Genomic DNA, 18972 nt, shown 5'->3' on the forward strand with positions numbered 1-18972 from the left:
CTAAAGGGCACGCATGCTCAAGAATTAAGCGGGACTGCGACCCGCGTTTCGCGCCAGTTCCCATTTCTCTTTGAAATCATGTGTTTTATTGCGCTGTTTGGAACTGGCACGCTTCCTGCTTCTCTCTTGTCGGTCCACAGAGGGGACTAAAAGAAGACAGCGCCCAAGAAGGTCGCGAAGCAAAAGGGCCGCCGCCGGCCGCCTGTGATCCCGGATGTACGGACATGGGCGGCAGGCTGGCGGCCCTTCATTTTCTTATCTCTAACATTGGCGAAGCGCCCCGCCTCGATTATTTACTGCACATGTTCCTCGGATTCGGTTTGGGGAACCCATGCAGACATTCGCGCTTGCGGCAGGGGCCGTTTGTAGAGGCGGGACTTGCCGGCGCGGCAGAAAGACAAGAGGGCGAGATGCCGGACGTAACCAGGGAAATGGTTCTTGAAAAGCTGCGCGGCGTGCGCGGCCCGGACATGGAAGGCAACATCGTCGATCTTGGACTGGTCTCCGATGTGTTCATTTCCGACGGCAAGGCCTATTTCTCGATCACGGTGCCGGCCGACCGGGCGAAAGAGCTCGAACCGATGCGCGCCGCTGCCGAACGAGTCGTTCGCGAAATACCGGGCGTGAAGGCGGCCATGGTCGCGCTGACCGCCGACCGCAAGGCGGCGCCTCAGGCGGCCCCCGTGCAGCGACCGGCTCCGCCGTCCGGCCACGCGCATGCGCCGCGACCGGCCGGCGGTGCGCCGGCAAAGGCGGGCATTCCGGGCGTTGGCGCCATCATCGCGGTTGCTTCCGGTAAGGGCGGCGTCGGCAAGTCCACGACGTCGGTAAACCTGGCCTTGGCGCTTCAGGCGAATGGTCTCAAGGTCGGGCTGCTCGACGCCGACATCTATGGCCCGTCGATGCCGCGCCTCCTGAAGATTTCCGGCCGCCCGCAGCAGATCGAGGGACGGCTCATCCGGCCGATGGAAAATTACGGGCTGCGGGTGATGTCGATGGGCTTCCTTGTCGACGAGGAGGTCGCGATGATCTGGCGCGGGCCGATGATCCAGTCCGCTCTCCTGCAGATGCTGCGCGAGGTGGCCTGGGGCGAGCTCGACGTGCTCGTCGTCGACATGCCGCCCGGCACTGGCGATGCCCAACTGACGATGGCCCAGCAGGTGCCGCTCGCCGGCGCCGTTATCGTGTCGACACCGCAGGACCTGGCCCTTGCCGACGCGCGCAAGGGCATCACGATGTTTCGCAAGGTCGAGGTTCCGGTGCTCGGAATCGTTGAAAACATGAGCTATTTCGTCGCCCCGGACACGGGCAACCGCTACGACATCTTCGGCCATGGCGGTGCTCGCAAGGAGGCCGAGCGGATTGGCGTGCCCTTCCTCGGAGAAGTCCCGCTCACCATGGGGATCCGGGAAACCTCGGATGCGGGCACGCCTCTGGTGGTTTCCGATCCGGACGGCGAGGTAGCGCGCATCTACCGTGGTATCGCCGAACGCGTCTGGGAGCAGCTCTCAGCTGGCCAGGGCAGTAAAAGCCGCGCAATGCCGAACATCGTCTTCGAATAGACCATCGGTGTGTCGCCTGCGAAGCCCATGTTTTTCTTTCGCAAGAGCATACCGCTCGCCGGCATTTTGAAGTAGGGTCCGGCACCGTTCGGAACGAGACGTGAGGTGCCGCCGAGGTCGGCCTGCGCAAAAAGCATTGATTTTACCCGGGCGTTGCGCCATATGCCTTGCCGCTCGCGCAGAGGCAGGTGCTTAGCGCTCCTCGCCGGAGATTTCTGTCCTGACGACGACCAAGCGGAGATGTCGTGGGGCGAAAGTCTGCATCAGATGAATCGGCATTGTGGAAATCCTGTGGCGGCTGATCGTTTCAATTCCTCATGGTTCGCCTCCCAAAAGGCGGCCGCATGATCTCAGGATATTGCGTCAATGGCGAAGCCGTCGCGCTCTCGACGGCGGAACCGCCTGCCGCCCTGCGCCCGGAAATCGTCTGGATCGACCTCGTCGAGCCGACCAGGGCCGAAGAACTGATGATGGAAGGGCTGCTCGGAATTTCCATTCCGACCCGGGACGACCTCAAGGGCATCGAGCCGTCGAGCCGCCTTTATGTCGAAGACGGCGCCGTCTTCATGACCGCCTCGCTGATCTATCGCAGCGAGACGCAGATTGCTGGCCTGACGGACGTCGGCTTCATTCTTTCCGGCGGCCGGCTGGTGACGATCCGCTACGCTGAGCCGCGCGTCTTCGGCCTCTTCAAGGCTGGTTTGCATCGGATTCCCGGTGGTTGCCGGAACGGCGTGGTGATCCTGACCCGGCTGCTCGAAACGATCTCCGACCGGACTTCTGAAATTCTGGAGCAGGCCGTAGACAAGATCGACGACTTGTCGATCGAGGTGTTCGGCGACCGCGCTGCGGGCCGGCGCAGGCCGCCGCAACTGCTCGAAGCGCGCCTGCGCGATGTGGCGGGCTTTCACAGGCTGGTGGCGAAGACGCGCGACAGCCTTGCTTCCCTGTCGAGGCTGCTCACCTTCCTCTACACCGTCCCGGAAGTGCAGGAGGACAAGTATAGTCGCGAGCTTTGCCGCTCGATCTCCAGGGATATCCAATCGCTCTCTGAACACGCGGCCTTCATCTCCGGCAACATCACCTTCCTGCTCGATGCCTCGCTCGGTCTCATCAACGTCGAGCAGAACGCCATCATCAAGATCTTCTCGATCGCTTCCGTCGTACTGCTGCCGCCGACGCTGGTCGCGTCCGTCTATGGCATGAATTTCCGGGTCATGCCGGAACTCGAATGGCAGTTCGGCTATCCCTGGGCGCTGGCGGCCATGGTGCTTTCGGCAATCATCCCGTTTTTCTTCTTTCGCTGGAAAGGCTGGCTCTAGAAGCCTGTGCAACGCATGTCTCAATCGTCTGCGCCTGCCGTGCATGGATCTGAAAATGCGCGCCGCCTGCTTGCCTTGGCGCTCGGGTCCATCGGCGTCGTCTATGGCGACATCGGCACGAGCCCGCTCTACGCTTTTCGCGAAGCGCTGCGCCCGCTTGCGCATGACGGCGTGACGGATGTGGAGATCATCGGCCTCATCTCGATGATGATCTGGTCGCTGACAATCATCGTGACGATCAAATACGTGCTCTTCCTGTTGCGGGCCGACAACCAGGGCGAGGGCGGGACGCTCTCGCTGCTGGCCCTGCTGATGAAGACGGCCAATGGCCACACATGGCTTCTGTTCTTCATGGGGGTCGCCGGAGCGGCTCTCTTCATCGGCGACGCGATGATCACGCCGGCGCTCTCGGTTCTCTCTGCTGTCGAGGGCCTGAAGCTGGTGACGCCGGCGCTGTCGGACTATGTCGTCCCGATCGCGGTCGTCATCCTGCTGCTCCTGTTTGCCGTGCAATCGAAGGGGACCGCCGCCGTCTCCAATTTCTTCGGGCCGATCACGCTCGTCTGGTTCCTGGTCATGGGCGGCATCGGCCTCGTCCACATCGCCGACGATCTGTCGATCTTCTCCGCTTTCAACCCGTTCTACGCCGCAACCTTCCTGTTCAACGAAGGCTATGTCGGCGTCATCGTGTTGGGCGCCGTGTTCCTGACGGTGACCGGCGCCGAAGCGCTCTATGCCGACCTCGGCCATTTCGGCCGACGGCCGATCCAATGGGCCTGGTTCGTCATCGTCTTTCCGGCTCTCACCCTGAACTATCTCGGCCAGGGGGCCTTTATCCTCGAGCACCCCGAGGCGATGTCCGACCCTTTCTTCCTGATGTTCCCGAAGTGGGCGCTGCTTCCCGTCGTCATTCTGGCGACGGCGGCGACCATCATCGCCAGCCAGGCCGTCATCACCGGTGCTTTCTCGCTGACGCGCCAGGCGATCCATCTCGGCTTCCTGCCGCGCATGGCGATTTTCCACACGTCGGAGACCCATACGGGGCAGATCTACCTGCCGAACGTCAACACGCTGCTGATGTTCGGCGTCATGGCGCTGGTCTTCGTCTTCGGTTCTTCCGAAGCGCTCGCCACCGCCTACGGCATCTCGGTCACCGGTGCCATGGTGGTGACGACGTTGCTCGCTTTCGAGTTCCTGCGCGCGCGCTGGAACTGGTCGGCCTGGTGGGCCGCCGCCGCGCTGCTGCCGCTCCTGGCGCTGGAATTCGTCTTCCTCGGCGCTAACATGCTGAAGATCCACGATGGCGGTTATGTGCCGATCCTGATCGCGGCGACCTTCATCATTGTCATGTGGACCTGGAAGCGCGGCACCCAGATCCTCCACGCCAAGACGCGTCACATCGACATTCCTTTGGCAAGCTTCATCAAGTCGATCGAACGCAAGAGCGAGCATGCGCCGGTCGCCGTGCCCGGTACGGCGATCTTCCTGACGAGCGACCCGGATTCGACGCCGGCCGCGCTGCTGCACAACATCAAGCACAACCACGTCCTGCACCAGCAGAACTTCATTCTGACGGTCCGCACCGCCAACACCCCGAAGGTGCCGAAGGAAGAGCGCGTCAGCGTCCGGCCGCTATCGGAACGCTTCACCCTGCTCGAGATGAAGTTCGGCTATATGGAGACCCAGAACGTCTCGCAGGCGCTCGGCCTCTTCCGCAAGTCGGGTCTGAAGTTCGATATCATGTCGACATCCTTCTATCTCGGCCGCCGCAAGCTCGTGCCCGATGCCCAGTCCGGCATGCCGCACTGGCAGGATCGCCTGTTCATCGCGCTCGCCAACGCCGCCATCGATCCCTCCGACTATTTCCGCCTGCCGACCAACCGCGTCGTCGAACTCGGTTCCCACGTGATCATCTGACGAGCCTCGCCGGACTGCTCGGCATTAACCAAACATCAAGGTTAATGCTTCATTTTCGAGGCTAGAACGAAGCGATCCCGGCCAGCGGTCCAGACGCTTCAATTCTTTAGCATCCTGCATGGCATCTTCGGGCCGGCATCCCGCCGGCTTGCGAGAACGCGTGCGCGAGTAAGAGTTGCGTGGAGCGCTATGGTGCGTAGGAAGTCGCGTCGCAAGTTTCGCATGTCCTTCTCGGCCTGGCGTGCCCCGGCGCTCATCGGCCTGGCCATTTTCCTCGGCTTTCCATCGGTGGCTGCCTATTCCGATCTCGCCACGTTTCTTTCCGGCATCAACCGCGGCGGAGAGCGTTGGCGCATGTATCTGACCCGGTCGCCGGCCGGATCGGTCCACGACGTCGACATGGTGTTTGCCGATCCGGTCACGACCGGCGGGCTCGACGGCGGGGCCGGCATGACGCTTTCCGACGGCAGGCGCGTGGCCCTGACCGCCGAAACGAAGCATCAAGGAGGAGCGCCCGATGAGGACCGCGTCACCCGCAAGCTGAAGAAAGGGCGCATCGTCGCCGTCAGCCCGGTCACGCCGCCAAAGGATTTTAGTGCCGGCTCGATCCTCAAGCGCACGAGTTTCCTGATTGGGCCCGATTTCGATGGGGCCGACAAGATGGCCTTCGCCAAGCCGAAGATCAAAGGCAAGGAAATCGAGATCGCCACCGCCTTCTACCGCAGGACGCCGCCGAAGCCGGACCCGGGCGTTTCGCCGGTGCTCGCCAAGCTGGTGACCAACCGCGAGGCCGATATCCTCGCAACCGCCTACGTCCGGCCGGAGCCGGACTATGCGCGTGAATCGCCGTTCGATTCGATTCTGCGCGAAGACAAGACCGGCGGGCGCTTCATCCCGGATATCGCCCCCGACGATCATGCCTGGGCCGCGACCGCCTTGCCGGCGACGGTGTTCAGCAAGGAGGAGCAGACCTGCCTTGCCGAAGGCATCTACTTCGAGGCGAGGAGCGAGTCCGTGAAAGGCCAGGCGGCGGTCGCCCAGGTGATTCTCAACCGGGTGCGCAACCCGACCTATCCGAAGACGATCTGCGGCGTGGTCTATCAGAACAAGGCCTGGCGCAACCGCTGCCAGTTCTCGTTTGCCTGCGACATGATCCGCGATCTCATCTATTCGCGTTCGCATTGGAAGACGGCGAAGGAGGTCGCGATGGCCGTCACCGCCGGAAAGGTCTGGCTGCCGGAAGTCGGCTCGGCCACGCATTACCACGCCACCTATGTCAAGCCCGCCTGGGCGAAAACTATGAAGCGGGTTGGCCAGATCGGTCTGCACATCTTTTACAGGACCTATGGCGGCGGCTGGAGTTGATCGGCACCGCGATTCCGCACAATGCGTGCCTGCACAGCGAAGCCAAGCTCCCATGAACGAGGACGATTACCGTTGCAGCTTTGTCGCAGGTGCTGCAAATTCCCATTAAGTAATTGAAATTATGAAGAAATATTGTCCACCTTGAATGCCCCTGCATGCCTTGACTATGCGGGTGCCTAAAACTATGTTGCGCCCGACTTCAAATGAGGCCGAACCGTGGCTTGAGCACCGGCCGTTTGTATGACCGAGATCGCGTTCGACCGCGTGGGGCTGCAAAGGGGAGCCATGTGACGGAGAAGCCGGAAGAAAGCCTGGAAGCGCGGCTGAAGCGCCTTGGCGAGGACATCGCGTCGAAGCGCGTGGATGTTTCGGACGAGGCCGAGGTTCGCAGTGCGGAGAGCCGCAAGGGCTACGCAGCAGCGATGAAGCTCTCGAGTGAGTTCATCGCCGGCATCGTGGTCGGGGCGTTCCTGGGCTATCTTTTGGACCATTTTGCGGGTACAGGGCCGTGGGGCATGATCGTCCTCCTGCTTCTCGGTTTCTGTGCCGGCGTCTTGAACGTGTTGCGTTCTGCCGGTCTGGTGGCGACACCCGACCAGCGCGGAGGCAGCCCTGGGAATAGCAAGAAGGACGGTGACGGCGCCTGAGGCGTCGTCCGTAAGAACACGGTTTCCGCTTGCGGGCGGGCAGAACGAAAGAGAAGCGCGGTGTCAAACGATCCGACCCACCAGTTCCTGGTCAATAAGATTGTCCCGATCGAGATTGGCGGAATTGACTTTTCCTTCACCAATGCGTCGCTGTTCATGGTGGCGACCGTCGGTGTTGCCGCGGGCTTTCTTTACCTGACGACCTCTCAGCGCGGCGTCATCCCGACTCGCATGCAGTCGGTCTCAGAAGTGTCCTACGAGTTCATCGCCTCGATGCTTCGCGAAGGGGCGGGCAGCCACGGGATGAAGTTCTTTCCGATGGTCTTCTCGCTGTTCATGTTCATCCTGACGGCGAACCTGCTCGGCATGTTCCCGTATTTCTTCACCGTCACCAGCCAGATCATCGTGACCTTCGCGCTCGCGGTCTTCGTGATCGGCACGGTCATTCTCTATGGCTTCTACAAGCACGGGTTCGGCTTCCTGAAGCTGTTCGTGCCGCATGGCGTGCCGGGCGCGCTGCTGCCGCTGGTGGTGTCGATCGAAGTCATTTCGTTCCTCTCCCGTCCGATCAGCCTCTCGGTCCGTCTCTTCGCCAACATGCTGGCCGGCCACATCACGCTGAAGGTCTTCGCAGGCTTCGTCGCTTCGCTCAGCGCTTTTGGTGCGCTCGGCATCGGCGGCGCGATCCTGCCGCTCATCATGACCGTCGCTCTTACCGGTCTTGAATTCCTGGTCGCCTTCCTCCAGGCCTATGTCTTTGCAGTTCTGACCTGCATGTATCTCAACGACGCCGTCCATCCGGGAAGCCACTAAGGAATACAGTCGCTTGCTTCCGGTCGGCTGAAGCCGCCGGAGGCACAAATCCAAGCCGCAACACCATTTCGAAGGAGTTCAATCATGGAAGCGGAAGCAGCAAAGTTCATCGGCGCAGGTCTTGCATGCCTTGGTATGGCCGGCACGGCTCTCGGCCTCGGCAACATCTTCGGCAGCTACCTCTCCGGCGCTCTGCGCAATCCGTCGGCTGCTGACGGCCAGTTCGGCCGCCTCGTATTCGGCTTCGCCGTTACGGAAGCTCTGGGCATCTTCTCGCTGCTCGTAGCCCTGCTCCTCCTTTTCGCCGTCTAATAGCGGTGGAAGTTTCGGCCGCGATCCCCTGGGATCGCGGCCGCGCATATTCTTGAGTGCGCCTTGGAGGTGAGCATGTTTGTGACCGCGGCCTATGCCCAGCAGTCAACCACCACTGAAGGCGCCGAAGCACACGATGCCCCTGCGGCCGGTGAGGTGCACACCGAAACGGGTGTGGCCCACGAAGCCGAGCACGGTTCCGGCGTGTTCCCGCCCTTCGATTCGTCCCATTTCGCGTCGCAGCTGCTTTGGCTGGCGATCACCTTCGGGCTTTTCTATCTCTTGATGTCGAAGGTCATCATTCCGCGCATCGGCGGGATTCTCGAAAAGCGCCATGACCGGATCGCCCAGGATCTCGATGAAGCCTCCCGCCTCAAGGGCGAGGCCGATGCTGCGATCGCTTCCTACGAGCAGGAACTGGCGAACGCCAGAGCCAAGGGTCACTCGATCGCAGATACGGCTCGCGAAGAGGCCAAGAGCAAGGCCACTGCCGACCGCGCTGCCGTCGAAGCCGAGCTCACTAAGAAGATCACCGCTGCCGAAACGCGCATCGCCGATATCAAATCCAAGGCACTTGCCGATGTCGGCGCGATCGCCGAGGAGACGGCGACGGCCGTCGTCAAGCAATTGATCGGCGGAAACGTCACCAAGACCGAGATCGCCGCGGCGGTCAAGGCTTCGGCAGGCAACTGAGGAGCAAGGAACAATGGCACTTGATGCGACTTTCTACGCCCTTGTCGGCCTGATCCTATTCCTCGCGCTCATCGCCTATCTCAAGGTGCCGGGCAAGATCGCCGAAGCGCTCGACGCGCGCGCCGACAAGATCGGCAATGAGCTGGCGGAAGCCAAGCGTCTGCGCGAAGAGGCCCAGAGCCTGGTTGCCGAGTACCAGCGCAAGCGCAAGGATGCCGAGGCCGAAGCCGCCAACATCGTCGCCGCCGCCCAGCGCGAGGCGGAGATGCTGACAGCGGAAGCCAAGCAGAAGACCGAGGACTACGTGGCCCGCCGCACGGCGCTTTCCGAACAGAAGATCAAGCAGGCCGAGAGCGACGCGATCAACGCGGTCCGCACGGCGGCTGTTGATCTCGCGATCAGCGCGGCGGAAAAAGTGCTTGCGACAAAAGCCGACGCCACCGCTCAGGAAACGCTGTTCAAGCAGGCTCTTGGCGAAGTCAAGGGGCGCCTTAACTAGGCTCCAGTACGATTATCGATGAAGTTGAGAGCCCCGCCGTCGACGCGGGGCTTTTCTATTGGGGGTGTTCAAGCAACTGTCCGTAAGCTGCCTGCTCTGGGGAGAAAGCCGACGCTCGACGGCAGCAGGAACGTATTTTCTGTGCTGGCGTTGAACTGACGGCGAGCATGGGGTGTCGGAATCTCGTTTAGCCAGTCGTCTTCGAGACAGGCAAGCTATGGAGAGCAACGATGGCTATTACAATTACCGCCTTTGAACGGTCGCCCGATGGCGGCAAGGGTCTGGCGCGTGACATGCGCGTTCGCTGGGCGCTCGAAGAAGTGGGCCAGCCTTACGACGTTCGTCTTCTGTCGTTCAAAGCGATGAAGGAACCCGCGCATCGTGCGCTTCAGCCTTTCGGGCAGATTCCCACCTACGAAGAGGGGGATCTCGCCCTGTTCGAGTCGGGGGCGATCGTGCTCCATATCGCGGAGCGCCACGCGGGCCTGTTGCCAGGCAATGCGAATGCCCGGGCGCGGGCGATCGCCTGGATGTTTGCGGCGCTCAACACGGTGGAGCCGCCGATCTTCGACCGCGCCCTCGCCAGGATCCTCGAGCGCGACGAGCCTTGGTACGATCAGCGCCTAGGTGTCCTTGAGGACAGCATCCGCAAACGGCTGAGCGACCTTTCCAGTCGGCTTGGCGTTGCCGACTGGCTCGATGGTGCGTTCAGCGCCGGTGACCTGCTGATGGTGACGGTGCTGCTCAGGCTGAAAGGATCGGGTATGCTGGACGAATTTCCGAACCTCTCTGCCTATGTCGCCCGCGGCGAAGCGCGACCTGCATACAAGCGTGCTTTCGACGCTCAATTGGCGGTGTTCACCGCCGCATCGACCGGCTGACAAAGGTCCGCCCCGGGCTCAAAGCGACCGGCAGCCTGGTTCTCAGGCTGGCGCAGCTCTTCGGACAGGTCACCGAGCATATTGTGGTCGATCCCCGTAGTCGTCCTGCTTCTCTTCGAAGTCGGCACTGAGGCGCGGACATGTCGACCGCACCTTTCCAGCATGGCGCCGAGTCAAGAATAACGATGCCGCGTCAAGGTGTGCAGGGGCAGTCGATCTGATGAGATCTGCATCGCCAGGGAGCGATGCCGATCGCCGTCATCAGTTGGGGTCGATCGGTCCGGTGCTGACCGCAAGCGGCTGCTCTTGAGCCTCCCGAAAGGGACGGAAGCTCATGCGATGCAACGAACATGGTCCGTGGCTGTCGATGGCGCTGCGGTGCCTGACGGTGGCATAGCCGGCGTGAAGCGCAAAGCCATAGGCGGGGAAGGTGGCGTCGGCCCGGGCCATCATGCGGTCGCGCGTGACCTTCGCCACGATGGAGGCCGCGGCGATCGATACGGAACGGGAATCTCCCTTGACGATCGCCTTCGCATGGCAAGGGAGACCCTGCGGAACGTCGCGGCCGTCGATGAGGGCGAAGCGCGCCGCGATGGACAGACCGTCGATGGCGCGGCGCATGGCGTCGAGGCTGGCCTTGAGGATGTCGGTCGCGTCGATATGTGCGGCCGAGGAGGAAGCGATCGACACCGTCGCCGTCGCCATGATCTCGGTAAACAGCGCCTCGCGCTGTTCGGCTGTCAGGAGCTTGCTGTCGTTGAGGCCACCAGGCACCGCATCGGGATCAAGGATAACCGCTGCCGCGACCACCGGACCGGCAAGCGGACCACGGCCGGCCTCGTCGGCACCCGCGACCGGCCAAAAACCATCCCGCTTCGCGGTGATTTCGAAGCTGAAGTCCGGAAGGACCGGCTCGAGTTGAAAAAGCGGGGAATCGGGCGACTTGCGACGTGACATGCGGGGGACCCTCGCATATTCGCCCGATTCCCTTCAAGCCCCCCGGTACGTGTGCGGCGGTAAACCGGGAGGAAAGCCAGCGCCATCCTGAGGCAAGGAGGCGCCGGAACTTTGATTTGGGTGAAACCGTCCTTGAGACAGCGTCCCCGAAGCACGCGTCCGTGCGGGTGCTGGCGCCCTCCTAAAGCAAGGAGAGCTGGACACCCATCCCCAGCGGAGGCACGAAGATATCGTGCCGCAATTGCCGGCGGGTTAGGTTGAGTTCCAGGCGCTTGGCGGCAAGCTCGAACCGACGGCCGATCTGCCAGGCATAGGGACCGGCGCCTTTCATCCGCTTGCCGAACTCGGCGTCATAATCCTTGCCGCCACGCATCGAGCGGACCAGCGACATCACGTGCCTGTAGCGGTCCGGATAGTTTCTCAACAGCCAGTCGCGGAAGAGCGGGCTCACTTCGAGCGGCAGACGCAGGAGCACGTAGCTGGCTTCGGCGGCGCCCGCCGTCTTCGCCGCATCGAGCACGCGCTCGATCTCGTGATCGTTGAGAGCCGGAATGATGGGTGCCACAAGAACGCCCGCAGGAATGCCCGCTTCCGACACCGCGCGAATTGCTTCGAGCCGCTTGGGCGGCGTCGATGCCCGCGGCTCCATGGCGCGCGCCAGCTTGCGGTCGAGCGTCGTGACGGAAATGCCGACGCGCGCCAGGCCCTTTTCCGCCATCGGGGCGAGCAGATCGATGTCGCGCGTCACCATGGCCGACTTGGTCACGATCATCACCGGGTGATTGGCGGCCTTCAGCACCTCAAGGATCTGGCGCATGATGCGCCACTCTTTCTCGATCGGTTGGTAGGGGTCCGTATTGGTGCCGATCGCGATGGGACGCACCTTATAGTCCGGCTTGGCCAGTTCGCGTTCCAGCAAACGGGGCGCGTCCGGCTTGGCGAAGAGCTTCGCTTCGAAATCAAGCCCCGCCGAGAGCCCCATATAGGCGTGCGTCGGCCGCGCGAAACAATAGATGCAGCCGTGCTCGCAGCCTCTGTAGGGATTGATGGAGCGATCGAAGGAAATGTCCGGCGACTCGTTGCGGGTGATGACGTTGCGAGGTTTCTCGACCTGAACTTCCGTCTTGAACGGCGGCAATTCCTCGATCGTCTGCCAACCGTCGTCGAACGCGTCGCGCGTCCGCGGCTCGTAGCGGCCGCTCATGTTGAGGGCTGCGCCGCGTCCCCGACGGCGATCGATCTCTATCCTGACACCCGTACCGGTGACGATGGCCTCCGCCAGCTCTGCGCTGTTGCCGGGCGCAAAGGCACCCTGCCTGAGTTGAGACAGCTCGGTCATGGAAACCTCCTCGGACCGGATTTGCGACTTCGGTCCGCTCTGATTATTTTCCTAAACCACAAATTGGAACAAAGCAAGAACAAAAATTGCTGCAGTGCGGGGTCGTACCGGTGCGGGCCGCTAACACCCCTGAAGAATTGTGGTATTTCATCCAATGATGCGTTAGGAGACGTTTATGCTGACGATCATCATGGAGACGCGGGACAACGAAGCGGAACTCGCACAGACCTTGTCCGTGCTTGTCGCAGGAGCTGTTGAAGGGCTCGTCAGCGACGTGATCATCCTGGATCACGGCTCCAGTGATGGTTCCGCCCATGTCGCCGATGCAGCCGGCTGCCGCTTCTGCGCCGAATGGGACCTCTCCGACGTTGTCCGCTCGGCGCGCGGTGATTGGCTGATGCTGCTTGAGCCGGGGGCTCGTCCGATAGGACGCTGGGTGGACGAGCTTATCGAATATGTCTCGCTGAACAAGGATCCGGCGCGGTTTTCACCCTCTCGGATGCATCGCCGGCCGCTTCTCAAGCGCTTGTCGCAGCGGGCTGCGCCGCTAGAGGCCGGATTTCTGATGCGCAAGCAGGATGCCGTTGCGGCCGCGCGCGCCAATATGCAGCTCAGCGACATGGCGACCGCGCGGGCGGTCCGCAAGCTTGCGACCGAGCTCGTTCCGGCCTGGGTTGCTCTCGGCCACCGATCCGCCGAGCGAGCTTGAAACGGCGTGGTTGCAGGCACAAGAGGGGCGTGCCTTGCGGCACCCCCTGAAGCGACTCTCAAATGTCCTGTCTGCGAAAAGGGCTTGCCATGCTGCTCCATCTCACTGTGGCGGGGCACCATGTCGTATAACTTGTAGATCTCTTTCCGCGGGGATCTGGAAAGAGGCGTCTCGCTTCGCTTGGATGCGGATGCACGGTATGCGCATTGCTTTGACGAGCTGACGAGTAGGAATATAGCCGTTTCAACCATACGTGGCTGTTCCAAACGGAACAGGGCGAGATCAGCCGCGTTTCAAGTGCTCGTCCAGCCGCGGCATGATCTCGACGAAGTTGCAGGGCATGTGCCGGTAGTCGAGCTGCTGCTTCAGGATCCCGTCCCAGGCGTCCTTGCAGGCCCCGGGCGAACCGGGCAGCACGAAGATGAAGGTGGCATTGGCCACGCCGCCCGTCGCCCTCGACTGTATCGTCGACGTGCCGATCTTGTCGTAGGAGATCCGGTGAAAGACCTCGGAAAACCCGTCCATGCGCTTTTCGAAGAGCGGCTCCAGCGCTTCCGGTGTCACGTCTCGGCCGGTGAAGCCGGTCCCGCCGGTGGTGATGACGACGTCGATCGACGCATCCAGCGTCCAGGCCTTCACCTGATCGTAGATCTCCCGGCGGTCGTCACGCACGATTGCGCGCGCCTCGAGCCGGTGGCCGGCATCGCGTATGCTTGCCTCGAGCGTGTCACCGGACTTGTCGTCGGCGCGCGTGCGCGTATCGGAAACCGTGAGGACGGCGATCCCGACCGGAATGAAGGGACGTGCTTCGTCGATGCCGGGCATTGGTTATCCTCGCTTCCCCGCGGTTCGGGTGGCTAGAACGTACCATCCCGGCTGATCGGCGGAAATGCGCTGCGCGGCCGCGCCCGCCTTTTCGTCGCTGTCGAACAGACCGAAACACGTGGCGCCCGAGCCGGACATCCGTACGAGATCGGCACGCACCGCTTGCAACGCGTCCGATACCGTCTCGACCGCCGGTTCCAGCGCTCTCGCCGGCCGCTCCAGATCGTTGCGCATGTCGGCGAGGGCTGCCAGCCAGGCCGCGGCGGTATGGGCGCCGTGCGGCAGGGCGAGGGGAGGATTGCGCTTCTCGGCGAGCATCCGAAAGATGACGGGCGTCGAGACGGCGACGAGCGGATTGACGAGAACGATCGCAAAGGACGGCAGATCGGCAAGCGGGGCGATCTCTTCGCCGATCCCCCTGGCAAGCAGCGGCCTGCCGTCGAGACACATCGGCACATCGGCGCCAAGTTCCAGGGCGAGGCTGGCGAGCCTTTCCGGCGCGATCTCGGCTTTCCAGAGCGAAAGCAGGCCGCGAAGCGTGGCGGCCGCGTCGGCCGAGCCCCCGCCGATCCCGGAGGCGATCGGCAGGTTCTTCTCCAGATGCAGATGCACAGAGGTGGTCGGAGCGCCCCGTCCGATCAGCTCCCGCCGCAAAAGATCGCGAGCCCGCAATACCAGATTGCCGCTCTTGCCGTCCGCCGAGACCGGCAGATCGCGCGAAAACGGGCCGGATACGGTGAAGTGGTCGGCATCCGCTGGCGCGAATGCGATCCGGTCGCCGCACTCTGCGAAGGTGACGAGGCTTTCCAGAAGATGATGTCCGTCGGCGCGCTGACCGACGACATGCAGTGCCAGGTTGATCTTGGCCGGCGCCGCAAGGGTCAGCGCGAAGCCGGCGATGCCGTCGGCCGGCATGCTATCAGGATTTCTTGTCCGGCGCGGCGGGCTTCTTCGGCAGCGTCTCCTTGGCATCCGCCGCGGCCGGCACGTCTTGCTTGAGTGCTGGCAGGCCGTTCTCGATCTTCGCCTTGATCTTCGAAACTTCCGCTTCCTCGGGCTTCATTTCGAGCGCCTGGTTCCACTGGAAGACCGCTTCGAGCTTGCGTCCGACCCGCCAATAGGCATCGCCAAGATGGTCGTTGATCGTTGGGTCGCCGGCCATCAGTTCGGCGGCGCGCTCCAGCTCGGTCACCGCCTCGTCGAACCGGTTCATGCGGAAATAGGCCCATCCGAGCGAATCGACGATGTAGCCGTCGTCGGGCTTGAGCTCGACCGCCTTGCGGATCATCTCCAGGCCCTTGTCGAGATTGATGTTCATGTCGACCCAAGAGTAGCCGAGATAGTTCAGGACCTGGGGCTGATTGGGGTTGAGTTCCAGCGCCTTGAGGAAGCTCGGCTCAGCCTTTTCCCAGATCTTCTGCCGTTCGTAGGCGATCCCCCGCTGGAAGAACACCGTCCAGTCGCTGCGCTTCGGCACCGGGCCGATCGCCTCGACGGCGCGGTCGTAGAGGTCACCCATCTCCTTGTACGCCTTGGCGTCGGAAAGGACGCTGCCATAGGCGAGATAGTTGCGGATGTTCTTCGGATCGACTTCAATCAGCGCCTGCAGGTGTTTCTTCGCCTCGTCGACCTTGCCGACGCTGGCGAGCGCCAGGCCGAGCTGGAGCTCGGAGACGCGGCGCATCGGCGATTCCGCCGGCACGCTCTTGTAAAGCGCAATCGCCTCGTCCTGCTTCTTCAGGTTTTCCGCGATGCCGCCGAGCATGACCAGGATGTCGGCGCTTTCCGGATCGAGGCGGCGCGCCGTCTGCAGATAGAGCGTGACGATGTCTTCCGCTCCCTCGCGGTTGAGCGCGCCGCCGATCGAAAAGAGGACGGCGGCAGCCCCTTGCGCGGCATTGCGGACCTGCTGCTCCTGGGGCTCGCCCTTTTCGATGCTCTCCCTCAGAGCCTCGAGCGGCGTGTAGTTGTTGACGAGGCTCTCGCCGACGGAAACCGTATCGAGCGCCTTCTGCTTGTTGCCCTCGCGGGCTTCGAAGCGCGCCAGCGCCTCGACCGCGCGCATGAACGTATCCGGCGCGGCGCTGCCGCCCTCACGGTCGAGAATGGCATCGTTCAGCCTGGAGCGTGCCGTCGTCTTGTCGCCCGCCACGAGGGCGATTGCTCCGGTGTGGTAGTTCTTGAACACCCGGAACCATTCCGGTCCCTCGAGGGCCTTGATCTGGGCGATGGCCTCCTTGGGCCGCCCTTGCCCGGCCTTCGCCCAGGCGGATAGAAGCGTGCTCATCAGCCGGTCGAGATCGTTCGGACCCTGATAGTTCAACAGCTTCTGGGCGCTGCGATATTCGCGCTTGCGGATCGATTCGATGGCCCGGACAGTCGTGGTGATCCGCTCGACGGCCGGATCGGATTTCAGCGCCTCGGCAATCTTGACGCCTTCGTCGAACTTGCCGCTCATCAGCAGCGTGATCATCAGCCGCTGCTTGACCTCGGTATTCTCCGGCTCGAACCTCAGCGCAATGCGATAGAGTTCCGTTGCCGTCTCGAAATCGCGATCGACGTCGGCCGTCCGCGCCGCCAGGAAGGCGCCGGCGAAGGTGTTGACGCCTCTGATGTCGAAAGGTCGGGCATCCTCGACAGCCGCCTTGTCTTCAGCAAAGGCTTGGTGGCTGCCGGTCACACACAGAAGAGCCAGCATTGCCGCGCCGCCGAGGAGGCGAAGGAATGTATTATGCCGCATGTAAAACCTTTCGTTGCCGATCGTCTCGGCCCGCCGCGTCTTTGCTGGTTGTTCCGGAGTCGATCGCAAGTTGTCGAACGCAAGTCTTGAAGAATAGAATGGCTTTTTTGGCGCAATGCGGCAAGAAATTCCTCCACCGGGGGAATATTGCTCCGCGCCTCGGCGCTCAGCTCACCCGGTCGATGCAGAAATCGATCACCTCGACCAAGGCCGACTTCCAGGGAGACGCCGGCAACGGCGCGAGAGCATCGCGCGCTATCGTCCCATAGTGCTGGGCGCGCGCGATGGTGTCGGTCAATCCGCCGTAGCGGCGGATGAGGCCGAGCGCCTTGTCGAGGTTGGCCGCGTCGGTGACGCCGCCTTCGATCGCTTCGCGCCAGAAAGCCCGATCCTCCGGCGTGCCGCGGCGGTAGGAAAGGATGACGGGAAGGGTGATTTTGCCCTCGCGGAAGTCGTCGCCGACATTCTTGCCGAGATCGCTCGACGAGCCCCCATAGTCGAGAACGTCGTCGACGAGCTGGAAGGCGAGGCCGAGATTCATGCCATAGGATTTCAGCGCGTTGCGATCGGCCCTGCTGGCGCTCGCGACGATCGGACCGACTTCCGCAGCGGCGGCAAAAAGCGCCGCGGTTTTGGCCCGGATCACCTGCAGGTAGTCGTCCTCGGTCGTCTCCATGTTCTTGGCGACCGAGAGCTGCAGGACTTCGCCTTCGGCGATCACCGAGGCAGCGGTCGACAGCACGTCGAGCGCATCGAGCGAGCCGACGTCGACCATCATGCGGAAGGCCTGGCCGAGCAGGAAGTCGCCGACGAGCACGCTCGCCTGGTTGCCCCAGATCGTCCGCGCCGTCGATTTGCCGCGTCTCAGGTCGCTTTCGTCGACGACATCGTCGTGGAGCAGCGTCGCGGTATGCATGAATTCGACGCTGGTTGCGAGCTTGACATGCGCGTCGCCCTCGTAGCCGAACATCGAAGCGGCCGCGAGCGTCAGCATCGGCCGTAGCCGCTTTCCGCCAGAAGAAATCAGGTGGTTGGCGACCTCCGGAATCATCTGCACGTCGGAGCCCGCTTTGGAGAGGATGAGCTGATTGACGCGCTCCATGTCGGCCGCCGTCAGGCCGACGAGCGGCTTCACGGAGGCCTGTTTGTTTTTATTGTCTTCCAGCGGTATCACTACGCCCAACGCCCCGGACTCCTGCTTCGGTTGTCGGGTTTGACAATAGAAAGCGGGGCCCCGGGCGGCAAGAGGCGAATTGCCTCGCCCGCTGCAATTTAAGACGGGAACAATGAGGCGAATGAAGGAACTGATCCGCACCAACGACGCCGTGCTGCTCTCCTTTGCGGAAAGCCTGATGAAGGATGCCGGCATCCCCTGTCTCATTGCCGATCGGGACATGAGCATTCTCGAAGGCTCGCTCGGCCTCTTGCCGCGGCGTTTTCTGGTAGCCGATGACGATGCCGATAGGGCTCGGCGCATCCTGATCGATGCCGGACTGGAAAAGGAACTGCGTCAATGACGCCGAGCCTGGCGCAAGGCGGTGGTCCGTACGAGGCGCGGTCGCTGCAATGACGACGACGGCGGAATCGGTGGATTCGTTTCATCGCGGCAAATTTCATCTGATCCAGCCGCTCGGCCAGGGCCATCGCTCCGGCATGGACGCGATGCTGCTTGCCGCGCTCGTGTCGTGCGAGCGGCCCTGCCGCGTTGCCGATCTCGGTGCGGGCGCGGGCGCGGCCGGCATGGCGGTCGCCTCGCGGCTTGCCGAAGCCGAGGTCCTGCTCGTCGAGCGCTCGGCGATCATGGCCGACTTTGCCCGCCGCAGCCTTGCCTTGCCGGAGAACGCGCGCTTCGCCTCGCGGGTCGCCGTGCTCGAGGCGGATGTTTCGCTGAACGGCAAGGCGCGTGCTGCAGTCGGACTGCCGGACGACGCCTTCGATCACGTCATCATGAATCCACCCTTCAACGACGCCGCCGACCGCAGGACGCCGGATAGCCTCAAGGCCGAGGCGCATGCGATGAGCGACGATCTCTTCGAGACCTGGATCAAGACGGCCGGGGCGATCATGAAGCCGGGCGGGCAGCTTTCGCTGATCGCCCGGCCGGAATCGATCGCCGAGATCATCGCGGCCTGCGGCCGCCGCTTCGGCGGCATCGAGATCACGCCGCTCTTGCCGCGTGCCGGCGAGAATGCCGTCAGGATTCTGGTGACGGCAATAAAACAGAGTCGCAAGCGGCTGGTGCTCCGGGCGCCGCTGATCATGCACGCGGAAGGCACGCACCGTTTCTCGCCGGAGATCGACGACCTCAACAATGGCCGCGAGGCTTATCGCCGCCGGTGATTAACGGTAATCGCGCCATTGCGTTTGCGGCGGCAATGCATACATGCAGGG

19 protein-coding genes are annotated in these 18972 nt (G+C 62.8%); 13 read left to right on the plus strand and 6 right to left on the minus strand.

The window, feature by feature from the left end; all coding sequences use genetic code 11:
- The first annotated feature begins 410 nt into the window (after positions 1 to 410).
- The 10 genes from NGR_RS13575 (at position 411) to NGR_RS13620 (ending at position 10011) form a co-directional block, all read left to right on the plus strand.
- Positions 411 to 1562: an Mrp/NBP35 family ATP-binding protein gene (locus NGR_RS13575; protein WP_012707022.1), complete on the plus strand. Its 1152-nt coding sequence runs from the start codon at positions 411 to 413 to the stop codon at positions 1560 to 1562.
- A 344-nt stretch (positions 1563 to 1906) separates the two neighbouring features.
- On the plus strand, positions 1907 to 2884 hold the full coding sequence (locus tag NGR_RS13580; protein ID WP_164924187.1) for a magnesium transporter CorA family protein: 978 nt from the start codon (positions 1907 to 1909) through the stop codon (positions 2882 to 2884).
- Positions 2885 to 2899: 15 nt separating this feature from the next.
- A complete protein-coding gene (locus tag NGR_RS13585; RefSeq protein WP_012707025.1) occupies positions 2900 to 4801 on the plus strand; it encodes a potassium transporter Kup in 1902 nt (633 codons plus the stop codon).
- Positions 4802 to 4990: 189 nt separating this feature from the next.
- Positions 4991 to 6166, plus strand: a complete 1176-nt coding sequence (locus NGR_RS13590) for a cell wall hydrolase (RefSeq protein ID WP_012707026.1) — start codon at positions 4991 to 4993, stop codon at positions 6164 to 6166.
- 287 nt (positions 6167 to 6453) lie between these two features.
- On the plus strand, positions 6454 to 6813 hold the full coding sequence (locus NGR_RS13595; protein ID WP_164924188.1) for an AtpZ/AtpI family protein: 360 nt from the start codon (positions 6454 to 6456) through the stop codon (positions 6811 to 6813).
- 60 nt (positions 6814 to 6873) lie between these two features.
- Positions 6874 to 7626 (plus strand): F0F1 ATP synthase subunit A, encoded by a 753-nt coding sequence (locus tag NGR_RS13600; protein ID WP_012707028.1) that lies wholly within the window; start codon positions 6874 to 6876, stop codon positions 7624 to 7626.
- 84 nt (positions 7627 to 7710) lie between these two features.
- The gene (locus NGR_RS13605) at positions 7711 to 7938 is read left to right on the plus strand and encodes a F0F1 ATP synthase subunit C (protein ID WP_012707029.1); all 228 of its coding nucleotides are present in this window, start codon (positions 7711 to 7713) and stop codon (positions 7936 to 7938) included.
- A gap of 75 nt (positions 7939 to 8013) precedes the next feature.
- A complete protein-coding gene (locus NGR_RS13610) occupies positions 8014 to 8631 on the plus strand; it encodes a F0F1 ATP synthase subunit B (protein ID WP_164924189.1) in 618 nt (205 codons plus the stop codon).
- 13 nt (positions 8632 to 8644) lie between these two features.
- Positions 8645 to 9130, plus strand: a complete 486-nt coding sequence (locus NGR_RS13615; RefSeq protein WP_012707031.1) for a F0F1 ATP synthase subunit B — start codon at positions 8645 to 8647, stop codon at positions 9128 to 9130.
- Between the two features lie 230 nt (positions 9131 to 9360).
- Positions 9361 to 10011, plus strand: a complete 651-nt coding sequence (locus NGR_RS13620) for a glutathione S-transferase family protein (protein ID WP_012707032.1) — start codon at positions 9361 to 9363, stop codon at positions 10009 to 10011.
- A gap of 261 nt (positions 10012 to 10272) precedes the next feature.
- On the opposite strand, the gene NGR_RS13625 is transcribed toward NGR_RS13620, so the two are convergent.
- Positions 10273 to 10968 carry a ribonuclease HII gene (locus tag NGR_RS13625; protein ID WP_012707033.1) on the minus strand — a complete coding sequence of 232 codons (696 nt, stop codon included), beginning with the start codon at positions 10966 to 10968 and terminating at the stop codon, positions 10273 to 10275.
- A gap of 181 nt (positions 10969 to 11149) precedes the next feature.
- Positions 11150 to 12307 (minus strand): PA0069 family radical SAM protein, encoded by a 1158-nt coding sequence (locus NGR_RS13630; RefSeq protein ID WP_012707034.1) that lies wholly within the window; start codon positions 12305 to 12307, stop codon positions 11150 to 11152.
- Positions 12308 to 12482: 175 nt separating this feature from the next.
- Here NGR_RS13630 and NGR_RS13635 point away from each other — a divergent pair, with 175 nt between their 5' ends.
- Positions 12483 to 13016 carry a glycosyl transferase gene (locus tag NGR_RS13635; RefSeq protein WP_012707035.1) on the plus strand — a complete coding sequence of 178 codons (534 nt, stop codon included), beginning with the start codon at positions 12483 to 12485 and terminating at the stop codon, positions 13014 to 13016.
- 282 nt (positions 13017 to 13298) lie between these two features.
- Here NGR_RS13635 and moaB read toward each other — a convergent pair whose 3' ends face one another.
- The 4 genes from moaB to NGR_RS13655 all read right to left on the minus strand — a co-directional run bounded on the left by moaB (position 13299) and on the right by NGR_RS13655 (position 17764).
- Positions 13299 to 13841: a molybdenum cofactor biosynthesis protein B gene (moaB, locus tag NGR_RS13640; RefSeq protein ID WP_012707036.1), complete on the minus strand. Its 543-nt coding sequence runs from the start codon at positions 13839 to 13841 to the stop codon at positions 13299 to 13301.
- A gap of 3 nt (positions 13842 to 13844) precedes the next feature.
- Complete coding sequence (locus tag NGR_RS13645; protein ID WP_164924190.1) at positions 13845 to 14756, minus strand: 4-(cytidine 5'-diphospho)-2-C-methyl-D-erythritol kinase; 912 nt, start codon at positions 14754 to 14756, stop codon at positions 13845 to 13847.
- A 4-nt stretch (positions 14757 to 14760) separates the two neighbouring features.
- Positions 14761 to 16581 (minus strand): tetratricopeptide repeat protein, encoded by a 1821-nt coding sequence (locus tag NGR_RS13650; protein ID WP_012707038.1) that lies wholly within the window; start codon positions 16579 to 16581, stop codon positions 14761 to 14763.
- A gap of 166 nt (positions 16582 to 16747) precedes the next feature.
- On the minus strand, positions 16748 to 17764 hold the full coding sequence (locus NGR_RS13655; protein WP_012707039.1) for a polyprenyl synthetase family protein: 1017 nt from the start codon (positions 17762 to 17764) through the stop codon (positions 16748 to 16750).
- A 112-nt stretch (positions 17765 to 17876) separates the two neighbouring features.
- Between NGR_RS13655 and NGR_RS13660 the strand changes: the two genes are divergently transcribed.
- Together NGR_RS13660 and NGR_RS13665 are read left to right on the plus strand one after the other, a co-directional pair.
- Positions 17877 to 18098, plus strand: a complete 222-nt coding sequence (locus NGR_RS13660; RefSeq protein ID WP_012707040.1) for a DUF2007 domain-containing protein — start codon at positions 17877 to 17879, stop codon at positions 18096 to 18098.
- A gap of 49 nt (positions 18099 to 18147) precedes the next feature.
- Positions 18148 to 18921: a tRNA1(Val) (adenine(37)-N6)-methyltransferase gene (locus NGR_RS13665; RefSeq protein WP_012707041.1), complete on the plus strand. Its 774-nt coding sequence runs from the start codon at positions 18148 to 18150 to the stop codon at positions 18919 to 18921.
- Positions 18922 to 18972: the final 51 nt, after the last annotated feature.

Source organism: Sinorhizobium fredii NGR234, assembly GCF_000018545.1.
GTDB classification, from domain to species: Bacteria; Pseudomonadota; Alphaproteobacteria; order Rhizobiales; family Rhizobiaceae; genus Sinorhizobium; species Sinorhizobium fredii_A.